Annotated in this window: 19 protein-coding genes; 11 read left to right on the forward strand and 8 right to left on the reverse strand. The window is 69.5% G+C overall.

Translation table 11 applies throughout. The features are described 5' to 3' along the window. Window positions 1–28 precede the first annotated feature (28 nt). A complete protein-coding gene (locus E0H75_RS37200) occupies window positions 29–778 on the reverse strand; it encodes an SDR family NAD(P)-dependent oxidoreductase (protein ID WP_131518415.1) in 750 nt (249 codons plus the stop codon). 12 nt (window positions 779–790) lie between these two features. Then, a complete protein-coding gene (locus E0H75_RS37205) occupies window positions 791–1,783 on the reverse strand; it encodes a hypothetical protein (protein WP_202873367.1) in 993 nt (330 codons plus the stop codon). Between the two features lie 103 nt (window positions 1,784–1,886). Here E0H75_RS37205 and E0H75_RS37210 point away from each other — a divergent pair, with 103 nt between their 5' ends. From E0H75_RS37210 to E0H75_RS37225, 4 genes are read left to right on the forward strand one after another with little or no spacing between them, the layout of a single operon-like run. Continuing rightward, complete coding sequence (locus tag E0H75_RS37210; protein ID WP_131518417.1) at window positions 1,887–3,071, forward strand: amidohydrolase family protein; 1,185 nt, start codon at window positions 1,887–1,889, stop codon at window positions 3,069–3,071. 46 nt (window positions 3,072–3,117) lie between these two features. After that, entirely contained in the window at window positions 3,118–4,368 is a 1,251-nt protein-coding gene (gene mshA, locus E0H75_RS37215; protein WP_131518526.1) for a D-inositol-3-phosphate glycosyltransferase, read from the forward strand. Next, window positions 4,365–4,853 (forward strand): type III secretion system chaperone family protein, encoded by a 489-nt coding sequence (locus tag E0H75_RS37220; RefSeq protein WP_131518418.1) that lies wholly within the window; start codon window positions 4,365–4,367, stop codon window positions 4,851–4,853. The genes mshA and E0H75_RS37220 overlap by 4 nt, the downstream gene beginning before the upstream one ends. A 10-nt stretch (window positions 4,854–4,863) precedes the next feature. Beyond that, window positions 4,864–5,610: a phosphoglyceromutase gene (locus E0H75_RS37225; protein ID WP_131518419.1), complete on the forward strand. Its 747-nt coding sequence runs from the start codon at window positions 4,864–4,866 to the stop codon at window positions 5,608–5,610. Here the strand turns inward: E0H75_RS37225 and E0H75_RS37230 are convergent. Both E0H75_RS37230 and phoU read right to left on the reverse strand, forming a co-directional pair. Beyond that, on the reverse strand, window positions 5,591–5,812 hold the full coding sequence (locus tag E0H75_RS37230) for a hypothetical protein (RefSeq protein ID WP_131518420.1): 222 nt from the start codon (window positions 5,810–5,812) through the stop codon (window positions 5,591–5,593). The two genes, E0H75_RS37225 and E0H75_RS37230, sit on opposite strands and share 20 nt — an antisense overlap. Before the next feature lie 371 nt (window positions 5,813–6,183). After that, on the reverse strand, window positions 6,184–6,894 hold the full coding sequence (gene phoU / locus E0H75_RS37235; protein ID WP_131518421.1) for a phosphate signaling complex protein PhoU: 711 nt from the start codon (window positions 6,892–6,894) through the stop codon (window positions 6,184–6,186). A gap of 208 nt (window positions 6,895–7,102) precedes the next feature. Between phoU and E0H75_RS37240 the strand changes: the two genes are divergently transcribed. The 3 genes from E0H75_RS37240 (at window position 7,103) to E0H75_RS37250 (ending at window position 10,091) form a co-directional block, all read left to right on the forward strand. Further along, the gene (locus tag E0H75_RS37240; protein WP_131518422.1) at window positions 7,103–8,317 is read left to right on the forward strand and encodes a sensor histidine kinase; all 1,215 of its coding nucleotides are present in this window, start codon (window positions 7,103–7,105) and stop codon (window positions 8,315–8,317) included. Continuing rightward, a complete protein-coding gene (locus E0H75_RS37245; RefSeq protein ID WP_131353111.1) occupies window positions 8,314–8,991 on the forward strand; it encodes a response regulator transcription factor in 678 nt (225 codons plus the stop codon). Before E0H75_RS37240 ends, E0H75_RS37245 begins: the two co-directional genes overlap by 4 nt. Before the next feature lie 83 nt (window positions 8,992–9,074). Beyond that, a complete protein-coding gene (locus E0H75_RS37250) occupies window positions 9,075–10,091 on the forward strand; it encodes an iron-siderophore ABC transporter substrate-binding protein (RefSeq protein WP_131518423.1) in 1,017 nt (338 codons plus the stop codon). A gap of 34 nt (window positions 10,092–10,125) precedes the next feature. Here E0H75_RS37250 and E0H75_RS44745 read toward each other — a convergent pair whose 3' ends face one another. Continuing rightward, window positions 10,126–10,770 carry a hypothetical protein gene (locus E0H75_RS44745; protein WP_165554317.1) on the reverse strand — a complete coding sequence of 215 codons (645 nt, stop codon included), beginning with the start codon at window positions 10,768–10,770 and terminating at the stop codon, window positions 10,126–10,128. Window positions 10,771–11,034: 264 nt separating this feature from the next. Here E0H75_RS44745 and E0H75_RS37260 point away from each other — a divergent pair, with 264 nt between their 5' ends. From E0H75_RS37260 to ispF, 3 genes are read left to right on the forward strand one after another with little or no spacing between them, the layout of a single operon-like run. After that, window positions 11,035–11,520 (forward strand): CarD family transcriptional regulator, encoded by a 486-nt coding sequence (locus tag E0H75_RS37260; protein ID WP_012918679.1) that lies wholly within the window; start codon window positions 11,035–11,037, stop codon window positions 11,518–11,520. 20 nt (window positions 11,521–11,540) lie between these two features. Next, window positions 11,541–12,236: a 2-C-methyl-D-erythritol 4-phosphate cytidylyltransferase gene (gene ispD / locus E0H75_RS37265; protein WP_131518424.1), complete on the forward strand. Its 696-nt coding sequence runs from the start codon at window positions 11,541–11,543 to the stop codon at window positions 12,234–12,236. 56 nt (window positions 12,237–12,292) lie between these two features. Next, complete coding sequence (gene ispF, locus E0H75_RS37270) at window positions 12,293–12,703, forward strand: 2-C-methyl-D-erythritol 2,4-cyclodiphosphate synthase (protein ID WP_238163519.1); 411 nt, start codon at window positions 12,293–12,295, stop codon at window positions 12,701–12,703. Here ispF and E0H75_RS37275 read toward each other — a convergent pair. Then, window positions 12,693–13,712 (reverse strand): nitrilase family protein, encoded by a 1,020-nt coding sequence (locus E0H75_RS37275; protein ID WP_420323313.1) that lies wholly within the window; start codon window positions 13,710–13,712, stop codon window positions 12,693–12,695. The genes ispF and E0H75_RS37275 overlap by 11 nt on opposite strands. Before the next feature lie 16 nt (window positions 13,713–13,728). Here E0H75_RS37275 and E0H75_RS37280 point away from each other — a divergent pair, with 16 nt between their 5' ends. Continuing rightward, window positions 13,729–14,592, forward strand: coding sequence for a LysR family transcriptional regulator (locus E0H75_RS37280; protein WP_131518427.1), 864 nt, complete (start codon window positions 13,729–13,731; stop codon window positions 14,590–14,592). A gap of 7 nt (window positions 14,593–14,599) precedes the next feature. Here the strand turns inward: E0H75_RS37280 and E0H75_RS37285 are convergent, their stop codons facing one another. Continuing rightward, window positions 14,600–15,934, reverse strand: a complete 1,335-nt coding sequence (locus E0H75_RS37285) for a M1 family metallopeptidase (protein ID WP_131518428.1) — start codon at window positions 15,932–15,934, stop codon at window positions 14,600–14,602. Further along, window positions 15,934–19,869 carry a Pls/PosA family non-ribosomal peptide synthetase gene (locus tag E0H75_RS37290; RefSeq protein ID WP_202873368.1) on the reverse strand — a complete coding sequence of 1,312 codons (3,936 nt, stop codon included), beginning with the start codon at window positions 19,867–19,869 and terminating at the stop codon, window positions 15,934–15,936. The genes E0H75_RS37285 and E0H75_RS37290 overlap by 1 nt, the downstream gene beginning before the upstream one ends. Window positions 19,870–20,017: the final 148 nt, after the last annotated feature.

Here is a 20,017-nt window from a genome sequence, read left to right on the forward strand (position 1 = left end):
CCGCTCACGTCAGGAAGGTACGGCGCTTCTACTGCACCCGGTGAACCTTGTGCTGCGCGGCCTGGGCGCGCGGGCGGACCGTGATCCGGTCGATGTTCACGTGTGACGGACGGGTCGCGATCCAGGCGACGATGTCGGCGATGTCCTCGGAGGTGAGCGGTTCGGCCACTCCGGCGTACACGGCGTCGGCCTTGACCTGGTCGCCGCTGAAGCGGGTCAGCGCGAAGCCCTCGCTGCGGACCATGCCGGGGGCGATCTCGCAGACCCGCACCGACTGGTCGAACAGTTCCAGGCGCAGGGTGTCGACGACCGCCTTGGCCGCGTGCTTCGCGGCGACGTACCCACCGCCGCCCTCGTAGGCGACCTGGCCGGCGGTGGATCCCATCACGATGATCGTGCCCTGCCCGGCGACAAGGGCCGGGAGCAACGACTTGGTGACCGCCGCGACGCCGATCACGTTCACCTCGTACATCTGCCGCCAGGCGTCCAGGTCCGCGTCCGCGACCGGCTCGAACCCGAACGCGCCCCCGGCGTTGTTCACCAGCACCTGCAGTTGCTCACCAACCGCCTCGGCCAGCGACGCCACGTCCTCGGCGGACGTGACGTCGCACTGCACCGCGCGCCCGTCGATCTCCTTGGCCAGCGCCTCGATCCGGTCCAGCCGGCGGGCCGCACACACCACCTCGAACCCCGCCCGGGCCAGATACCGCGCCGACGCGGCCCCGATCCCACTGCTAGCCCCGGTCACCACGGCAAGAGGACGGCTGCTCGAAGTCATAGGCCGAGTCTCTCAAACCTGCTGAACCAGCACGCGCTCTGTCCCATCCACGGCCGCGGCCTGCCGACGAGCCGATCCGACCACCGCGGCCAGGGCCGCGAGGCTGATCGCGATGAAGCCCGCCAGCATGCCCAGCGTCTGTACGTCGGGGTGGATCAGCGACTGACCACGGAACGCCTGGACCGTCACAGTGACCATGAACCCCGTGTAGGCAAAGGCGGCCACACCCACGAGGCGCGCCCGGACCCGCTCGGGACGCAGCCACGCCACCCGTCGGGACAGCAGGGTCAGAATCAGTACGGCGATCAGCAGCGCGTGGATCGCGTGCAGCCCGACGAAGTGCGGGATGCGCAGGTCGCCACCGACGGTGCTCCAGTGCGTCAACGGCATCCCGGGACCGCCCGCCTCGACGCCGATGCCATGGCTGCCCGCGAGCGTGACCGGGTGGCCGTAGGCGTCGGTCACCTGCTGCCGGTCGGAGTTCGCGCCCACCAGGTAGAAGGCGATCCCCATCCCGGCCACGGCCAGGCCGAGGCCGACCCGGATCGCACGGTTCAGCGGTGCGTCGCCGACCCGCTGGAACAGCAGCATGACGGCGATCACCAGGCTGGCGCCGAACAGGCCGAGGACGCCGGACATGAAGATCTGCTGACCGACCTGGTTGAAGGTGTCGGTGTTGTCGTTGAAGTGGCTGAACGTGCCGCGGGCCGCTTGGACGGCGATGAACCCGACGTCCACCGCGCCGGTGACCGCGAACGCCGTACCCACCCACCAGCCGAAACGCTTCGCCTTGCGCAGCCGGGACACCAGCCAGGCGAGGGTCGCGCCGTACAGGACGAACGCGATGGCGAACTTGAACGGTTTGAGCCACACGGACTCGTTGAGGATCTCGCGATGGTCGGCGACCAGGCCGACGCCGGCCACCAGGACGAGACCGGCCATGGCCAGCACCATGACCATCAGCGGACGATGCCAGGACCGCACTTCTTCGAGGACTCTACGCATGTGATCCATGCTTTCGGCGCGGGGCTTCGAGCGCAGTGGAGCGAATCCCTCGATCGTGGTGGAGGTAGACCCACCTGGACCTTGGCTCGGAGACACTGCCGACATGAACAGGATCGCGCTGAAGGCTGACCGGACCTTCGACGGGGAGCGGTTCTCCGGCCCGGGGGTGGTGCTGGTGGAGGACGGCAAGATCGCCGGTGTGGCTGCGACCGTTCCCTCGGACTGGCAGGTGCAGGAGGTGCCGGGCGGCACGATCCTGCCGGGGCTGATCGACGCCCACGTGCACCTGTGCGCGGACAGTGGTCCCGGGGCGCTCGATCGCCTGCCGCAGACGAGCGAAGGGGATCTGGCGGCGACGATCGAGCAGTCGCTGCGCATCCACCTGGCGGCCGGCGTCACCACCGTCCGCGATCTCGGCGACCACAACGACGCCGTGTTGTCCTGGCGGGCCCGCGGGGTCGCGGGTCTGCCGCACGTGGTCGCGGCCGGTGCTCCGATCACCAGTGTCGGTGGGCATTGCTGGTACCTGGGCGGCGAGGCCGCAGGCGTGGAACAGCTCGAGGCAGCGGTCCGGGTCCGGGCCGAGGCTGGGGCCGATGTCATCAAGATCATGGCCAGTGGCGGCGCCATGACGCCCGGTTCCGACACCATGAGTCCGCAGTTCACCGGCGACGAGTTGAGAGCGGCGGTGAACCAGGCGCACGACCTGGGCCTGCCGATCACCGCGCACGCGCACGCGCTGTCCGCCGTACGCCAGGCTTTGGAGGCGGGCGTCGACGGGATCGAGCACTGCACCTGCCTGACCCCCGACGGAGTGCGGATCGACGCGGACCTGCTCGACGGGCTCGCCGCGGCCGGGATCGCGGTCTGCGCGACCTTGGGTTCGGACCCGTCGATCGTCGTACCGCCGGAGGTCCTGGAGATGGCGGCCAAGTCCGGCATCAGCCAGGCCGGGCTGCAGCAGACCACGCGGCGGCTGTACGACGGCGGCGTACGGATCGTGGCAGGGTCCGATGGTGGGATCGCGCCGCCCAAACCGCATGGACTGCTCCCCGCGACCCTCGCCGAGTACGTGCTCGCGGGGCTGTCCGAGGTTGCCGCACTGACCGCGGCGACGTCGACCGCGGCCGAGGTTCTCGGTCTCCGCAAAGGCCGCGTCCGCCCCGGGTACGACGCGGATCTGCTGGTGGTCAAGGGCGATCCGGCCCGGGACATCTCCGCGCTGACCGCCGTAGCCGCGGTGTACCTTGCCGGCGAAGCGCACTCAGGGTCGGCGGAGTTACGCTGACCACGTGACCGTACCGTCCGCTGACCGTCCCGTTCGGCGGGTTGCGATGATCAGCCTGCACACGTCGCCGTTGGATCAGCCGGGTACCGGTGATGCCGGCGGGATGAACGTCTACGTGGTGGAGTTGTCCAAACGGCTGGCCGGGCTGGGGATCGAGGTCGACGTCTTCACCCGGGCGACCTCGTCGGCGCTGCCCGCCAGGGTCGAGCTGATGCCGGGCGTGATGGTCCGCAACGTCGCCGCCGGGCCGTACGAGGGCCTGAGCAAGAACGAGCTCCCCGCCCAGCTGTGCACGTTCGCGCGGGCCGTACTGCGGGCCGAGGCGATCCACGAGCCCGGCTGGTACGACGTGATCCACTCGCACTACTGGCTCTCCGGCCAGGTCGGGCTGCTCGCCCGCGACCGCTGGGCCGTGCCGCTCGTCCACACCATGCACACCATGGCGAAGGTGAAGAACGCGAGCCTCGCGGAGGACGACGTACCCGAGCCACCGGCGCGGCTGCTCGGCGAGGAGCAGGTGGTCGAGGCCGCGGACCGGCTGCTGGCCAACACCGACGACGAAGCCAACGAGCTGATCACCTTGTACGGCGCTCAGCCCGCGAAGGTCGGTGTGGTCAACCCTGGCGTGGATCTGGACATGTTCAGCCCTGGCGACCAGGCCGCGGCCCGGCGGGCGGTCGGCGTACCCGAGGACGCCGTCGTACTGACGTTCGTCGGCCGGATCCAGCCGCTGAAGGCCCCCGATCTGCTGATCCGGGCCGCCGCGCGGATGCTCGAGCAGGACCCGTCGCTGCGCAGCCGGCTGGTCGTCGCGATCATCGGCGGCCCGTCCGGCAACGGGATGGAGCACCCGGAGTCGCACGCCGAGCTGGCCCGGGCGCTCGGCGTCGATGATGTGACCCGGTTCGTGAAGCCGATGGAGCGGCCCGGCCTGGCGCAGTGGTACCGAGCCGCATCGGTCGTCTGCGTTCCGTCGTACTCGGAGTCCTTCGGGCTGGTCGCGCTGGAGGCACAGGCCTGCGGTACGCCGGTTGTCGCGGCGGCTGTCGGCGGCCTGACGACCGCGGTCGTCGACCGGCAGACGGGGTTGCTGGTGCGCGGCCATGGAGTCGGTGAGTTCGCCGACGCGCTGGCCCGGATCGCGACGGATCCGCACACCCGCGAGACGATGAGCCGGGCGGCGGTCAAGCATGCGCAGGCCTTCGGCTGGGAACTGACCGCCAAGAAGACGCTGGCCGCGTATCGGACGGCCACGGAGACGATGGCGGCCGAGCTGGCCGCGGAGGTGGCTGGGTGAGAGTTTCGGCGGCGGACGTGATCCGCCAGGTGCTGACGGAGAACGAGCTCGAGTTCACCGAGACCAGTCCGGGGGAGTTCAGCGCCGACCTGCCGGGCGAGCGGAAGCTGAAGACCACCGTCTCGCTGATCGTCGGAGCGCAGGCGCTGCAGGTGCACGCCTTCGTGGCCCGGCACCCGGACGAGAACCACGAGGCGGTCTATCGCTGGCTGCTGGAGCGGAACCTGAAGATGTACGGCGTCGCGTTCGCGGTCGACCACCTGGGTGACATCCACCTGGACGGTAAGGTCCCGCTGCACGCGATCACCCCGACCGAGGTGGACCGGCTGCTCGGTGCGGTGCTCGAGTACGCCGACTCGTCGTTCAACACGATCCTCGAACTCGGCTTCGCGTCCTCGATCCGCAAGGAGTACGAGTGGCGCGTCTCCCGCGGCGAATCCACCCGCAACCTGGACGCTTTCAAAGGCTGGCTGGAGCCCAAGTAGGCTGAGCCGCATGACCTATCGCCTCATCCTGCTCCGCCACGGCCACAGCGACTGGAACGCCAAGAACCTCTTCACCGGCTGGGTCGACGTCGACCTGAACGCCCAGGGCGTCGAGGAGGCGCAGCGCGGTGGCGAGTTGCTGCGTGACCGCGACCTGCTGCCCGACGTACTGCACACCTCGGTGCTGCGCCGGGCGATCCGGACCGCGACCATCGCCCTCGAGGTCGCCGACCGTCAGTGGATCGACGTACGCCGGTCCTGGCGGCTGAACGAGCGGCACTACGGCGGCCTGCAGGGCAAGGACAAGAAGCAGACGCTGGAGGAGCTCGGCGAGGAGCAGTTCATGCTGTTCCGCCGTTCCTACGACACCCCGCCGCCGCCGATCGAGCGCGGCTCGGAGTACGACCAGGCCGGCGACCCGCGGTACGCCGGGCTCCCGTCCGACATCATGCCCGCGACCGAGTGCCTGAAGGACGTCGTCGAGCGGATGCTGCCCTACTGGTACGACGCGATCGTGCCGGACCTGCGGGCCGGCAAGACCGTCCTGGTCGCCGCCCATGGCAACTCGCTGCGCGCCCTGGTCAAGCACCTGGACAAGCTGGACGAGAAGACCGTCGTCGGCCTGAACATCCCGACCGGCATCCCGCTGTACTACGAACTGGACGAGGACTTCCAGCCGATCACCCCGGGCGGCGAGTACCTCGACCCGGTGGCCGCCAAGGAAGCCATCGAAGCCGTCAAGAACCAGGGCCGCTGACTTCGGCCCGCAGCTGCTCGAGCAGGACCTGCAGCTCGGGACTCTGGGCCACGAGCTGAGGATTGTCCTCCAGGAGTGCGAGCTTGCTCTCCTGGAGGCTTCTCAGCTGCTGCTGCACCGCGTCGACGTGCGCGAGCATCTCGGCGCCGTCCATCGCTGACACGTCGGCGTTGACCAGCCGCTCGGTCACAGATTCGTCCATGCCGAGCAAGCTATCGGAAACACCCGCCTGATCGTCACGCGCCGGCGGGCAAGCCGACAGGTGGTGTCTGGTAGCCGGTAGTGCACCTGAGCGTGACTGCGTCCACGCGTCGGGCGTATGGCAGGTGCACTACCTGTCGACCTGCACACCCAGGGGCGCAGCAGCACGACGGTCGTGGCAAACATCCCTGCTTCCGCCGACGGGCCCGGCCGGACCTGTGGCACTCACCAAGTGCGCGATCCGCCACCCTCCGGCCGCCGAGCTGAGCGGGATCCGCTTCGGCAGCGCGTGGTTGGTGAGTGGCATGCGTCCGCGACGCCACTCCTACGCTGCAGGTACGCAAAAGTAGCCCCCGGCAACCATCGGGGCCGTCAGTTGGTGCCGTTGGGGTTCGGGGTCGAGGCGCCCGCGCCGGAGCCTGCCGCCGTACCGCCGATGGCGACCGGGAGCTCCCCGGTGACCAGGTAGACGACCCGGCGGGCCATCGAGACCGCGTGGTCGGAGATGCGCTCGTAGTACCGGCCGAGCAGGGCGATGTCGACCGCGACCTCGACACCGTGCGGCCAGTCGTCGTCCATCATCAGCCGGAACTGGTTCGTGCGCAGCTTGTCCATCTGGTCGTCGGTGGACTCCAGCCGGCTCGCCGCCTCGACGTCGCGGCTCTTGATCACGTCACCGGCGGCGTCGACCATCTTGCCGGCTACCGTGCCCATCTCCTGGATCACATCGTGCAGCTCGTCCGGGATGGCCGGCGACGGGTAGCGCAGCCGGGCGATCTTCGACACGTGCGCGGCCAGGTCGCCCATCCGCTCCAGGTCGGCGACCATCCGCAGCGCGGCGACCAGCATCCGCAGTTCGTTGGCGACCGGCGACTGCCGCGCCATCAGCTCGAAGACCTTCTCCTCCACGCCCTCGCCGGCCGCGTCCAGCTGGATGTCCGACGCGATGACCTCCTCGGCCATCCGGATGTCGGCTTCCAGCAGGGCCGAGGTCGAGCGGCGTACGGCGGTGGACACCGTGCGGGTCATCCGTTCCAGCTCGGCGAGGATGTCGTCGAGCTGCTCGTGGTAGGTGTCACGCATTGTGTTCGTTTCCGATCTCTGGTGTCCGGTTGCCGCGAGGTGCGGAGCGGGCCAGTGCCGGCCCGGTACCGCCCACCGGTGACCGTATGCCGTCGAGGTTGCCGGATGGCGACGAGTGGTGAACGCCTGATGAACAGTTAGGTCGCGTCCCGGTCATCCCGTGATCATTCGGTCTTTCCCTGCTGGTTGCCCGCGTAGCATCGTTGCCGTGGACCCCACGCTGGCTGCGGTGCTGGGCGGCGTCATCGGCGCGGCCCTGGCTCTGCTTTCACTCGGTGCGATGATGCTCAGCGAGCGGGCCCAGCGCAAGATCCCGGAGTCCCCGGACCCGATCGTTCCGACCGGCGTCGCCACGGTTCTGTCGGTACTGCGTTCGTCCGCCGTCGTGATGGGCCCGGAGGACCAGGTCCTGCAGGCGAGTGCGCCGGCCCACGTGCTCGGCATCGTGCGCGGCGAACGCCTGGTGGTCGACGACATCCTGACCATGGTCCGCGCGGTCCGCCGCGACGGCGAGATCCGGCAGCAGGACCTGGAGATCGTCCGCGGCCGGCTGGGTGCGACGCAGTACGTCAGCGCCCGGGTGGCCCCGCTCGGCAGCCAGTTGGTACTCGTCCTGGTCGAGGACCGGACCCGGGAGCGCCGCCTGGAAGCGATCCGGCGCGACTTCACCGTCAACGTCAGCCACGAGCTGAAGACGCCGATCGGCGCCCTGATCCTGCTCGCCGAGGCGGTCTCGGAGGCCTCCGACGACCCGGAGGCGGTGCAGCGGTTCTCCAGCCGGATGCAGGTCGAGGCGGCCCGGCTGAGCCGGCTGGTCAAGGAGATCATCGAGCTGTCCCGGTTGCAGGGCGACGACCCGCTGGAGAACCCCGGCCCGGTCGACATCAACGGCGTGATCGAGGCCGCGGTGGACCGCTGCCGGGTCGACGCCGAGGACCGCGACATCAAGATCGTGGTGAAGACCGAGCCCGACCTGGAGGTGATGGGCAGCGAGGACCAGCTGTCCATTGCCATCGGCAACTTGGTGGAGAACGCGGTCAACTACAGCCCGGACGGCACCCGGGTCGCGGTCGCCGCGCACCCGATCGGGGACCTGGTCGAGGTGACCGTCAGCGACCAGGGTGTCGGCATTCCGACCGGCGACCTGGAGCGGATCTTCGAACGCTTCTACCGGGTCGACCGGGCCCGCAGCCGGGAGACCGGCGGCACCGGTCTCGGCCTCTCGATCGTCAAGCACATCGCCTCCATCCACGGCGGCGACGTACGGGTCTGGAGTGTCGAGGGCCAGGGCTCCACCTTCACCGTGAGACTCCCGCTGCGGCTCGAACCCGCGGCGGGTCAGACCGACTCCTCCAGCCAGGATGAGCCGGCCCTTTATCTGACGCCCACCCCGTCGGAAAGAACCAAGGAGGCAGCTTCGTGACCCGAGTGCTGGTCGTCGAAGACGAAGAGAGCTACAGCGACGCGTTGTCGTACGTCCTGCGCAAGGAAGGGTTCGAGGTCGCCGTCGCGGAGACCGGGCCGGACGCGCTGGACGAGTACGACCGGGCCGGTGCGGACATCGTCCTGCTCGACCTGATGCTGCCGGGTCTGTCCGGCACGGAGGTGTGCCGGGCCCTGCGCAGCCGGGGCAACGTCCCGGTGATCATCGTCAGCGCCAAGGACACCGAGGTGGACAAGGTGGTCGGCCTGGAGTTGGGCGCCGACGACTACGTCACCAAGCCCTACAGTCCGCGCGAGCTGCTGGCCCGGATCCGGGCGGTGCTGCGCCGCGGCCAGGACGTCGAGCTGTTGCCCGACACGCTGGAGGCCGGTCCGGTCCGGATGGATGTCGAGCGGCACGTGGTGACCGTGTCCGGGACCGAGATCCGGCTCCCGCTCAAGGAGTTCGAGCTGCTCGAGATGCTGCTGCGCAACACCGGCCGGGTGCTGACCCGCGGGCAGCTGATCGACCGGATCTGGGGTGCCGACTACGTCGGCGACACCAAGACCCTGGACGTGCACGTGAAGCGGCTGCGCTCGAAGCTGGAGAAGGACCCGTCGAACCCGCAACACCTGGTCACGGTGCGTGGTCTGGGCTACAAGTTCGAGTCCTGAGTCACAGCCCCGCGGGTCGCGACGACCTTTGGGGTTAGCTTAGGCTCTCCTTAGTTGAGGCAATCTGTCTAAGGAGAGTCACCATGTCCTGGTCCCGTTCCCGGGTGGTCAGCGCGGTTGCCGCCGTGGTGGTCGCGACCGCCACGCTGGCCGCGTGCGGCAACGACGCCGACGAGCAGGCCGGCGGCTCCGCCAGTACGGCGGCCGCCGGGTTCCCGGTCACGTTGAAGAACACGTTCGGTGAAACCACCATCACCAAGAAGCCGGAGCGGATCGTCACGCTCGGCTGGAACGCGCAGGATGTCGTCTATGCGCTCGGTGAGACGCCGGTCGGGATGCCCAAGGTGACCTACGGCCCGACCGCGGCCGGCGTGACCGCCTGGGACGCCGGCAAGTTCGACCCGGCGAAGACCCAGTTGCTCGACATCGGGGACAAGTACCCGTTCGAGAAGATCGCGGCACTCGGGCCGGACGTGATCCTGGCGCCGTACGAGGGCTTCGACGAGGCGACGTACAAGACCCTGTCCGGGATCGCGCCGACGGTCGCGTACCCGGGTGCGCCGTGGCAGACCACCTGGCAGGACCAGACCCTGCTGGTCGGTGAGGCGCTCGGCAAGAAGACCGACGCGGAGAAGTTGATCAGCGGCATCCAGGACAAGATCAAGCAGGTCGCGACCGATCATCCCGAGTTCAAGGGCAAGACCATCACGGTCGGCTCGTTCGGCGCCGAGAACTACGTGTACATGCCGGGCGACCCGCGGGTGCAGATCCTGAACGAGATGGGCTTCAAGAACGCGCCGGGTGTCGAGGCCCTGGAGAAGACGAACACCAAGAAGGAGTTCTCGCTGGCCATCAGCAAGGAGAAGGTGGCCGACGTGGACGCCGACGTACTGGTCGCGTACGTCGACGGCCTCGGGGCGCAGAAGTTCCTGGCCGACCCGGTCTACTCCTCGCTGGGTGCGGTGAAGCGTGGCAGCGCGTACGCGATGGAGGACCAGCAGGTCATCTCCGGGATGAGCGCGGTCAGCGTGCTGAGCGTCCCGTGGGTGCTCGACAAGACCATCCCGAACCTGGCCAAGGCCGCCGAGGCGGCCGGCTGACGCAGGCCGCCCTCCGCTGACTGACTGAGGGCTACTACTCGGCCGGCTGCGGTGTCGGCGAGTAGTGGTCGTCGGTCAGCACCGGGATGTAGGTGGTGATCGGGCCGGCCTCGCCGAACGTGATCACCACGTTGATCATCTGGCCCGGCTTGCCCCCGGTGACGGTGATGCCCTTGCTGGAGTCGCCGCTCGGCGTCTCGGTCGGGGTCGCGGTCGGGTCCGCCGACGGCGTCTCCGTCGGCGTCTCCGTCGGCGTCTCGGTGGGGGTCGCGCTCGCCGTCTCCGGACCGGCTGCCGGCGGCAGCAGGGTCGACGTACCGGCCTTCAGGTCGATGGGTGCGAACTCGCTGAACGTGACCTGGCCCGGCTGGTCGCCGCCGGCCTGGCCGTCCTGCGTGCCGGGCGGGGCCTGCTCGATCTTGACCAGGGTGTCGTCGGTGCTGCCGTCGTTGACGATCGCGCTGTGCAGTTCGCCCTTGCCGTCCGCGGTGGCCAGCACCAGCATGTTGCGAACCTTGATCGAGCCGGAGTCGGCGTTGGTGCCCTCGGCGGCCTGGTACGGCTTCGCGGTCTGGGCGTTGAAGTTCGCGCCGCACGCCGCCAGCGCGATACTGAGAGTGGCGGCGGCACCGGCCAGCGCGGTACGCCGGACGAACCGCGAGGACAACGTGATCGGCACTGGAATCCCTCTTCTGCAAGCTGTTCGACGCCGTCAGGCAGCGGCCTCCGGCGCAGGAAAGCGTAGCCCGCGGCTGCTCCGGCCCCGACGGCGGGATGCCCGTCACGGGGTGTCGCGACGGTGTCCCCGGCAACCATTCACGCGCGCACGAGGCACGGCCGCCAGCGTTTGTCAAGGCACGAAGTGGCCTCTGACCAGCGCAAACGCCGAAACCGGACCACCCAGCACGTGGTAAGATGGATCTCGGAAAGGGGCACGTGACATATGACTTTCACAGTCGGCGAGACGGTTGTTTACCCCAATCACGGAGCGGCCGTCATCGAGGACATCGAGACCCGTCAGATCAAAGGTGAGGACAAGACCTATCTGGTCTTGAGGATCGTCGCTCAGAACGACCTGGTCGTCCGGGTCCCCGCGTGCAACCTCGATCTCGTCGGCGTGCGTGACGTCGTGGATCAGGCTGGCCTGGAGCGCGTCTTCGACGTGCTGCGCGCACCGCACACGGAGGAGCCGACCAACTGGTCGCGTCGCTACAAGGCGAACCTGGAGAAGCTGCACTCCGGTGACGTGATGAAGGTGGCAGAGGTCGTTCGCGATCTGTGGCGCCGTGAGCGTGACCGCGGTCTCTCCGCCGGTGAGAAGCGGATGCTGGCGAAGGCACGTCAGATTCTGGTCTCCGAGCTGGCCCTGGCCGAGCACACCAATGAGGACAAGGCGGAAGCCATCCTCGACGAGGTTCTCGCTTCCTGACTTCGGTCAGATCGCGTCGCATGAGCACTGCGGCCATCATCCCGGCGGCCGGACTGGGACTGCGACTCGGTGGTGAGAACTACAAAGCATTTCGAGAGGTCGGTGGCGATTCGCTGCTGGTCCACGCGGTTCGTGGACTGAAGGCAGCGACCGCCGCCGACCTCGTCTGTTTCGTGGTCGCCGTTCCGCCCGGGTTCGAGGAGTCGGTGGCCAAGGAACTCGAGCCGTACGCCGGTGCCGCCCGGCTGCTCGTGGTCCCGGGCGGCGCGGAACGCCCCGACTCGGTCCGGGCGGCCCTGGACGTGGTGCCGACCGAGGGCATCGACTGCATCCTGGTCCATGACGCCGCCCGCGCGTTCGTCCCGGCCGAAGTGGTGGAGCGGGTGGTCGCGGCGGTTCGTGGCGGCGCGCCGGCTGTCGTGCCGGCGGTTGCGGTGACGGACACGATCAAGCGAGTGTCGGCGACGGGCGAGGTGGTCGACACGCCCGACCGTTCGACTTTGGTCGCCGTACAGACTCCACAGGGCTTCGAGCCCGGCGTACTGCGGCGTGCGCATGCCGCCGGCATCGTTGGGGCGACCGACGACGCGATGATGTGTGAGCGGCTCGGGGTGCCGGTGATGACGGTCGAGGGATCCCAGGACGCGTTCAAGGTGACGAGGCCGCAGGACCTGTTGCTGGCCGAGGCGCTGCTGGCGGAGAGGCGGCTCGGGTGAACATCCCACGGGTCGGGAACGGTATCGACGTACATCCGCTGGAGGAGGGCCGTCCGATGTGGCTGGCCGGCCTGCACTGGCCGGAGGAGACGGCTGGGCTCGCGGGTCACTCCGACGGCGACGCGGCCGCGCATGCGATCTGCACCGCGTTGCTGAGTGCGGCCCGGCTGGGTGACCTGGGGTCGAACTTCGGCACCGCCGAGCCCGAGTGGGCCGGCGCGTCCGGGATCGCCTTGCTGACCGAGGCGGCGCGGCGGGTTCGAGCCGCGGGGTTCGAGATCGGCAACGTCTCGGTCCAGATCGTCTGCAGCCGGCCTCGCATCGGACCCCGCCGCGAGGAGGCCGAGAAGGTGCTGACCGCCGGCTGCGATGCGGAGGTGTCGGTGAGCGCGGCAACCACAGACGGCCTTGGGTTCACCGGCCGCGGTGAAGGCATCGCGGCGTTCGCGACCGCCCTTATCTACTGACCGGCGCGCTCGAGAACCGGGCTGCCCGCGGATCGAGCTCGTTGCCCATCACCTGGGTCAGCAGGCCGTACAGCTCGGGCCGACGGCCGCGCATCCAGCGCTGTCCGGTTGCCAACGGCACCAGATCCAGATCGAGGTCCGCGGTGACCACGGCCTCGTCCGGTACCGGGGTCTCGGCAACGATCCGGCCGTACGGGTCCAGGATCATCGCGTTGCCGGTCCGCAGTTCGTCGTCGTCCCGCCCGACACCATTGCTGAACAGCAGGAACAGACCATTGTCGTGCGCCCGCGCCGGCAGCCAGCGCATCAGCCACTCCCGGCCGCTCGGCCCGTTGAACGCGGCCTCGACAGCCGCCCGATCCTGCTTCCTGTTCTCCCACACCTCCACCGGGATCGGCTTCATCCCATACGGGCTGCGCGAGTTCGTCCCGCCGGTCTGGTGGGGCGCGATCAGGACAGTTGCTCCGAGCAACGCGGTGATCCGGACGTTCTCGACCAGGTTGTTGTCCCAGCAGATCAGCACGCCGGCCCGGAAGCCCCACGGCGTGTCGAACACCGTGTACGACGACCCGCTCGCGATCTCCTCGTGCTCGAACGCATGCAGCTTCCGGTGCACGTGGACGGCGCCGTCGGGGAGGCAGACGGCGTAGGAGTTGAACAGCTTGCCGTCGGCAGCTTCCAGGAAGCCGACGCCGAGGCCGGCCTCCAACTCCTGAGCCAGGGCAGCGATCCGGCTCACCAGCGGTCCGTCGGCGGGCTCGGCCAGTTCGTGCAGCCGCTCGGCGGAATGGTTGCGGAGGTGCCAGTACCCGAGCAGGCACATCTCCGGGAGTACGACGAGCTGGGCGCCGTCGGCGACCGCCTCGCGAGCCAGCCGCTCGACGGTCGCGAGGTTGGCCGCGGGCTGATCCGGGACCGGCTCGAACTGGACGACGGCGCTGCGGAAGAGGGTCATGCGCCCATCGAAACGCCGATCGATCCATGACGTCCAATAGCGATTGGTCGACATTCCATATCCTGGGGTTATGGATCTCCGGCTGCTCCGGACCTTTGTCACGGTGGCGCGGCTGCGGAACTTCGGGGCCGCGGCCGACGAGTTGGCGACCAGTCAACCGGCACTGACCAAGCAGATCCAGGTTCTCGAGCGCAGGGTCGGATCCGTCCTGTTCACTCGCGGTAGGCACGGCGCCCGGCTGACCCCGGCCGGGGAGTTGTTGTTACCCGACGCACTCGAACTGCTCGAGCGATCCGAGGCCTTCGACCGGCGCGCCGTGCAGGTCGCTGCGGGTGACGAGGGGTCGCTGGCGATCGGGTTCGGATTGTCCGCGATCGACCTCGCGCCGCGAGCCGTCGCGTTGTTCCGCAGCCGCTGGCCGGGAGTGTCGATCTCCCTCGACGACATGTCTTCAGCGGTGCAATGCGAACGCCTGCTCGCCGGCAGCCTCCAGGTCGGCTTCGTCCGGCTGCCGGTCCCGGCCGGCCTCGAACGCCTCCGGCTCCGCAGGGATCGGCTCGCCCTGGCCCTCCCGGCCGGCCAGGACGTACCGCGCGACGTCGGCCGCTGGCTCGACAACCGTCCGCTGGTCCGCCTCACGCCGTCGCGGGGTCCGGGCCTGACCGCCCAGATCAACGGCCTGTACGCCGAACTCGGTTGCCATCCGCAAGTGCTTCAGGAGGCCGCCGACCTGCAGACGGTGCTCGCTCTCACGGCTGCCGGTGCCGGGCCGTCCGTCGTACCGCAGTCCGCCGAACGGATCGCCCCACCGGAGCTCCGGCTGACTCCGCTTCCCGGGCGCGCCGCGTCGTGGTGGATCGGCGCCGCGTGGTCGACCCGGACGCCGCTCACCGAACGCTTCCTGAAGGGCGCGGCAGAGGTTGCGCGCGCCTAGCGCTCAGCTAGCGCCGGCGGGGGAGTTCGTAGTTGTCCAGCCAGGCGGCGAACAGTTCCTGGAGCGCGGTCTCGTCGGGACTGAAGGTCGCGGCCAGGCTGATGAAGTCGTCGGTGGTCACTGAGCCGTGGCGGTGCGTCCTGGTCCAGGTGCGGAGCAGGTCGAAGAACGCGTCGTCGCCGAGATGCTTGCGCAGGGCATGCAACGTCATCGCACCGCGCTTGTACAGCCGGTCGTCGAACATCAGTTCCGGCCCGGGATCCGACAGCATCAGGTCTGCGGACAGGCCCCGCATCCGCGTGTATGCCTTGGACACCTGCTGGTCGGCGGTCGGGCCGCCGGCCGCCTCCGACCACAGCCACTCGGCGTAACAGGCGAAGCCCTCATTCAGCCAGATGTGCTGCCAGGTCGAAGGAGTCAGGCTGTTGCCGAACCACTGGTGGGCGAGCTCGTGCGCGACCAGCCGCTCGGACGTACGCCGGCCGTCGACGTGATTGCTGCCGAAGATCGAGATCCCCTGTGCCTCCAGCGGAATCTCCAGGTCGTCGTCCGTGACCACGACCGTGTAGCCCTCGAACGGATACGGCCCGAACTGGCGGCAGAACAGCTTCATCATCTCCTGCTGCCGGCCGAAGTCCGTCCTGAAGTCCCGCAGTTGCGCGGCCGGCAGCACCGCCCGGGTCGGCACCGGTGACGCGGCCAGGTCGAGGACGTCATAGCGGCCGATCTGGACCGTCGCCAGGTACGTCGCCATCGGCGCGGCCTGGTCGAACACCCAGGTGGTGCGGCTCGCCTTGACCCGGCGCGACACGAGCCGGCCGTTCGCGACCACCTGGTACGGCGAATCGGTGGTCACCGTGATCCGGTAGTGGGCCTTGTCGCCGGGGTGGTCGTTGCACGGGAACCAGGTGGCCGCGCCACTCGGCTGGCTGGCCACGATCACGCCCTCGGTGAGTTCCTCCCAGCCGAGTTCACCCCACGGGCTGTCCTCCGGCTTGGGGTTGCCGGCGTACTGGACGTCGACGACGAACTCGGCGCCGTCCATGATCGCGGCCGGCGGCGTCACGTGCAGCTTGCCGGCGCGGTGGGTGTAGCGGGCGGCGCGACGGCCGTTCACCGACACCTTCGTGACCCGCAGACCGGTCAGGTCGAAGGTCAACCGGGACAGCGCCTGGTTGGCGACCGCGGTGATCGTCGCCTTGCCGCTCAGCCGATTGCTGTTGACCCTGTAGTCCAGGTCCAGCTCGTACGACTCCACGTGGTAGCCGCCGTTGCCGTGGGAGGGCACGTAGGGATCGCCTGCGGTCGACGCTCCGGGCTGCCCTGTCGTGCGGGCAACCATCAGCCCTGCCAGGGGGCGATCGGGTTCCCGGCCCAGCGCGTCCCGGCCGGCACACCTTCACCACGCATCACCAAAGACACCGGACCGATGGTAGCTCCCGCGCCCACCGTGGCGGCCGGCAGGACGATGCCGTGCGGCCCGAGGGTGGCGCCTGGTCCGAAGGTGACTGTGCTCATGGAGAGAACTCGATCATGAAAAAGGTGCGTCTGCAGCACGCAGCCGCGATTCACCGTGGCGCCGTCGCCCAGGGTGACCAGATCCGCCTCCGGCAGCCAGTACGTCTCGCACCAGACGCCCTTGCCGATCTTGGCTCCGAGGGACCGCAGCCAGAGCGCGAGCACCGGCGTACCCGCGGCCGCGTTGGCGAACCAGGGCGCCGCGACGAGTTCGACGAAGCTGTCGACGACCTCGTTGCGCCAGACGAACGAGCTCCACAGCGGGTACTCGATCGCGCGGGTCCGGCCGACGATCAGCCACTTGGCGACCGTCGCCATCCCGCCCGCGACCGCGCCGGCGGCGAGGATCACCGCGCCGGACAGCAGGAACGTCGCCCACGGGCCGATCCACAGATCCATCCCCTGCAGGGCGAACAGCACGCCGAGCGCGATCAGCACCGTGCACATCATCGGCACGAACCGGCACAGCTCGACCAGCGCCCGGGCGACCTTCAACCGCGTCGGCGGGTTGAACGTGCGGCTCTGGTCGCCCTCGACGGCCTGCCGGCGCAGCTTCACCGGGGGTGAACCGAGCCACGACGTACCCGCCTTGGACTTCTTCGGCGCCGCCGACAGGACCGCGACCAGGCCGTTCTTCGGCACCGAGCGGCCCGGTGCGGTCATCCCGGAGTTCCCGAGGAAGGCGCGTTTGCCGACCTTCGCGCCGGCCACGTGCAGCCAGCCGCCGCCCAGCTCGTACGACGCGATCATCGTGTCGTCGGCCAGGAACGCACCCTCGCCGACCGTCGTCATCTTCGGCAGCAGCAGCACGGTCGAGGCCTCGACGTCCCGGCCGATCTTCGCGCCGAGGGCGCGCAGCCACCATGGCGTCAGCAGGCTCGCGTACAGCGGGAACAGCAGGGTGCGGGCCGAGTCGAGCAGTCGCTCGGTCGCCCACACCTGCCATCCGATCCGGCTGCGCACCGGGTAGTGGCCGGGCTTGATGCCGATGCCGAGCAGCCGTACGCCGATCAGTGTCAGCAGGGCCAGCGTGACGAACCCGACCAGCGTCATCAGCGGGATGGCGGACAGGGCCTTGAGCGCGGCCGCTTGCAGTGTGTCCGTTCCCTGGAGAGCACGACCCAGTACGACGATCGCGGCGGCGGCAGCGGCTACCGGGATCAACGACATGACCGCGGACTGAGCGCCGTACGCGAGAACCCACCACGGCGCGCGGGCGGGGCGATGGTCCGGCCAGGGGTGCCGGGCTCGGCCGACGCGGGTCGCGGGCGAGCCGGACCAGCGCTCGCTCGGGGGGACCTTGCCGGAGACGGCCGAGCCGGCGGCGATCTCGGCGTTCCGGCCGATCTCGGCACCGGGGAGCAGTGTGCTGCGCGAGCCGACGACCGCCTCGGCGCCGACGCTCACCGTGCCGACGTGGAGTTGGTCGCCGTCGATCCAGTAGCCGGACAGGTCCACCTCAGGCTCGACCGACGCGCCGCGGCCCATCGTGAGCATGCCGGTGACCGGTGGGAGTGTGTGCAGGTCGACGCCGCGGCCGATCTTCGCTCCGAGGGCGCGGGCGTAGTACGCGATCCAGGGTGCGCCGGCCAGGTTGGCCGCGCCGGCCGCGTCGGAGAGGTTCTCGGCTGCCCAGAGCCGGACGTGGACGTTGCCGCCGCGTGGATAGGTGCCGGGCTTCACGCCGCGCAGGAGCAGGCGGGCGCCGACGACGGCGATCCCCATCCGCCCGGCCGGGGTGATCAGGATCAGCCAGCCGGCCAGGATCCACCACCACGAGACCGTCCGCAGCCAGGGCAGTGGACCGGCCAGCTCGCCGAGCAGGTTGTTCAGTGTGAAGAGGTAGACGAGCCAGCGGATGCCGACGACTGTCTGGAGCACCAGGGTCAGCGCGGTCTGGAGCAGCTGCGTGGACTTCGGCGTTGGCCTGATCTCGCGGACCTCGACCGGTCCGGTGATCAGGACGGTCGACTCGTCGAGCCGGTCGGCCAGTGCGCCTAGTCGCGGGTACTCGTAGATGTCGCCGACGGTCACGTCGGGGTAGCGCTCGCGCAGTGCTGACACCAGCTGCGCCGCGGCGAGGCTGCCGCCGCCGTGCAGGAAGAAGTCGTTGTCCGGGCCGGTGACCTTGGCGCCGAGGACCTTCGTCCAGCGCTCGGCCAGCCAGCCGGCCGTGCCGTCGAGCATGGCGGCCGGGCCGTCGGAATCCATGCCGGGCAGCGGCCAGGGGAGGGCGTTGCGATCGACCTTGCCCGACGTTCTGGTGGGGAGGGTGTCGACGATGGCCAGCAGCGGCACGAGCGCGGCAGGGAGAGCTTCGCGGAGCCGCTCGGTCGCTTTGCCTTGATCGAATGTCTCGGGGTCGTCGGGTACGACGTACCCGACGAGCAGTTGGTTACCGGCCGCGCTTGCACGGACCGCGGCTGCCGCGCCGGTGACCTGGGGTAGGGCCTGGAGCGCGGCGTCGACCTCGCCGAGCTCGATCCGGCGGCCGCCCAGTTTGATCTGTTCGTCGGCGCGGCCCTGGAACAGGAGGCCCTCGGGTTCATAGCGGACCAGGTCGCCGCTGCGGTACGCGCGATCCCAGCCGAGGGCCGGCATCGGGGCGAACTTCTCGGCGTCCTTGGCCGGGTCGAGGTACCGGGCCAGGCCGACGCCACCGATGATCAGCTCGCCGATGCCACCTTCGGCCACTTCGTTGCCTTCGGCATCTACGACGGCGAGATCCCAGCCATCCAAGGGGAGACCGATCCGGACCGGGCCTTCGCCGGTCAGCTGTGCGCCACACGCGACCACGGTCGCCTCGGTCGGGCCGTAGGTGTTCCAGACCTCGCGGCCGTCGACCGCGAGCCGCTCCGCGAGCTCGGGCGGACAAGCTTCACCGCCGAAGATCAGCAGCCGGACCTGGTCGAGCGCGTCGGCCGGCCAGAGTGCGGCCAGGGTCGGCACGGTCGAGACGACAGTGATGCCTTGGGCAACCAGCCAGGGGCCGAGGTCCATGCCGCTGCGCACCAGCGATCGCGGCGCCGGGACCAGGCAGGCGCCGTGCCGCCAGGCCAGCCACATCTCCTCGCAGGACGCGTCGAACGCGACCGACAGGCCGGCGAGTACGCGGTCGTCCGGACCGATCGGCTCCTTCTGGAGGAACAGTCGCGCCTCGGCGTCGACGAACGCGGCCGCCGATCGGTGGGTGACCGCGACACCCTTCGGTACGCCGGTCGAGCCCGACGTGAAGATGATCCACGCGTCGTCCTCCGGTCGCGGACCGTCCTGGTGCGATGGCCGGGCGTCCGTCGTACTGGGGGAGTCCATCCGAGCGCTGTACGGGTAGTCGAAGTAGCCGTCGGCGTTCTCGTTGTCCGGGATGGGGCCTGGTTGTGGGCGGAGGAGAGTCAGCTCGAGATCGTCGGCGACGGTCGCGGCCACGGCGGCCTCACCGAAGACCAGTTCGGCGCGTTCGTCCGGGTCGTCGGCGTCGACCGGGACGTACGCCGCGCCTGCCTGCAGGGTGCCGAGGATGGCGACGTACAGGTCGTTGTGACCGGACGAGATGCGTACGCCGACGCGATCGCCCGGGCCGAGGCCGGCTGCGGTCAGGCGTCCGGCGAACTTGGTGACCTGGGCCAGCAGTTCGCGGTAGCTCAGGCTCACGCTGCCGTCATCAAGCGCCGGCTCGTCGGCGTACTTGTCGGCCGTGTCCTGCAGCACCCCCACCAACGTTCGCGCGGGCGCCGCCAGCTCCCCGCGTCGCAACGTCACGGCCGGATAATACGCCGCAAAGTTGACAATTCCCTCATCCCAACCAACCACCAGACACCCACCCCGCAACCACCCCTCCTCCGTGAAACCCCAACCCCCACAAGCCATCCCATGTAACCGAGTGCCGAAGGGTCCGCGTTCGTGTAGT

The sequence above is a fragment of the Kribbella capetownensis genome (genome assembly GCF_004331485.1).
GTDB lineage: Bacteria > Actinomycetota > Actinomycetes > Propionibacteriales > Kribbellaceae > Kribbella > Kribbella capetownensis.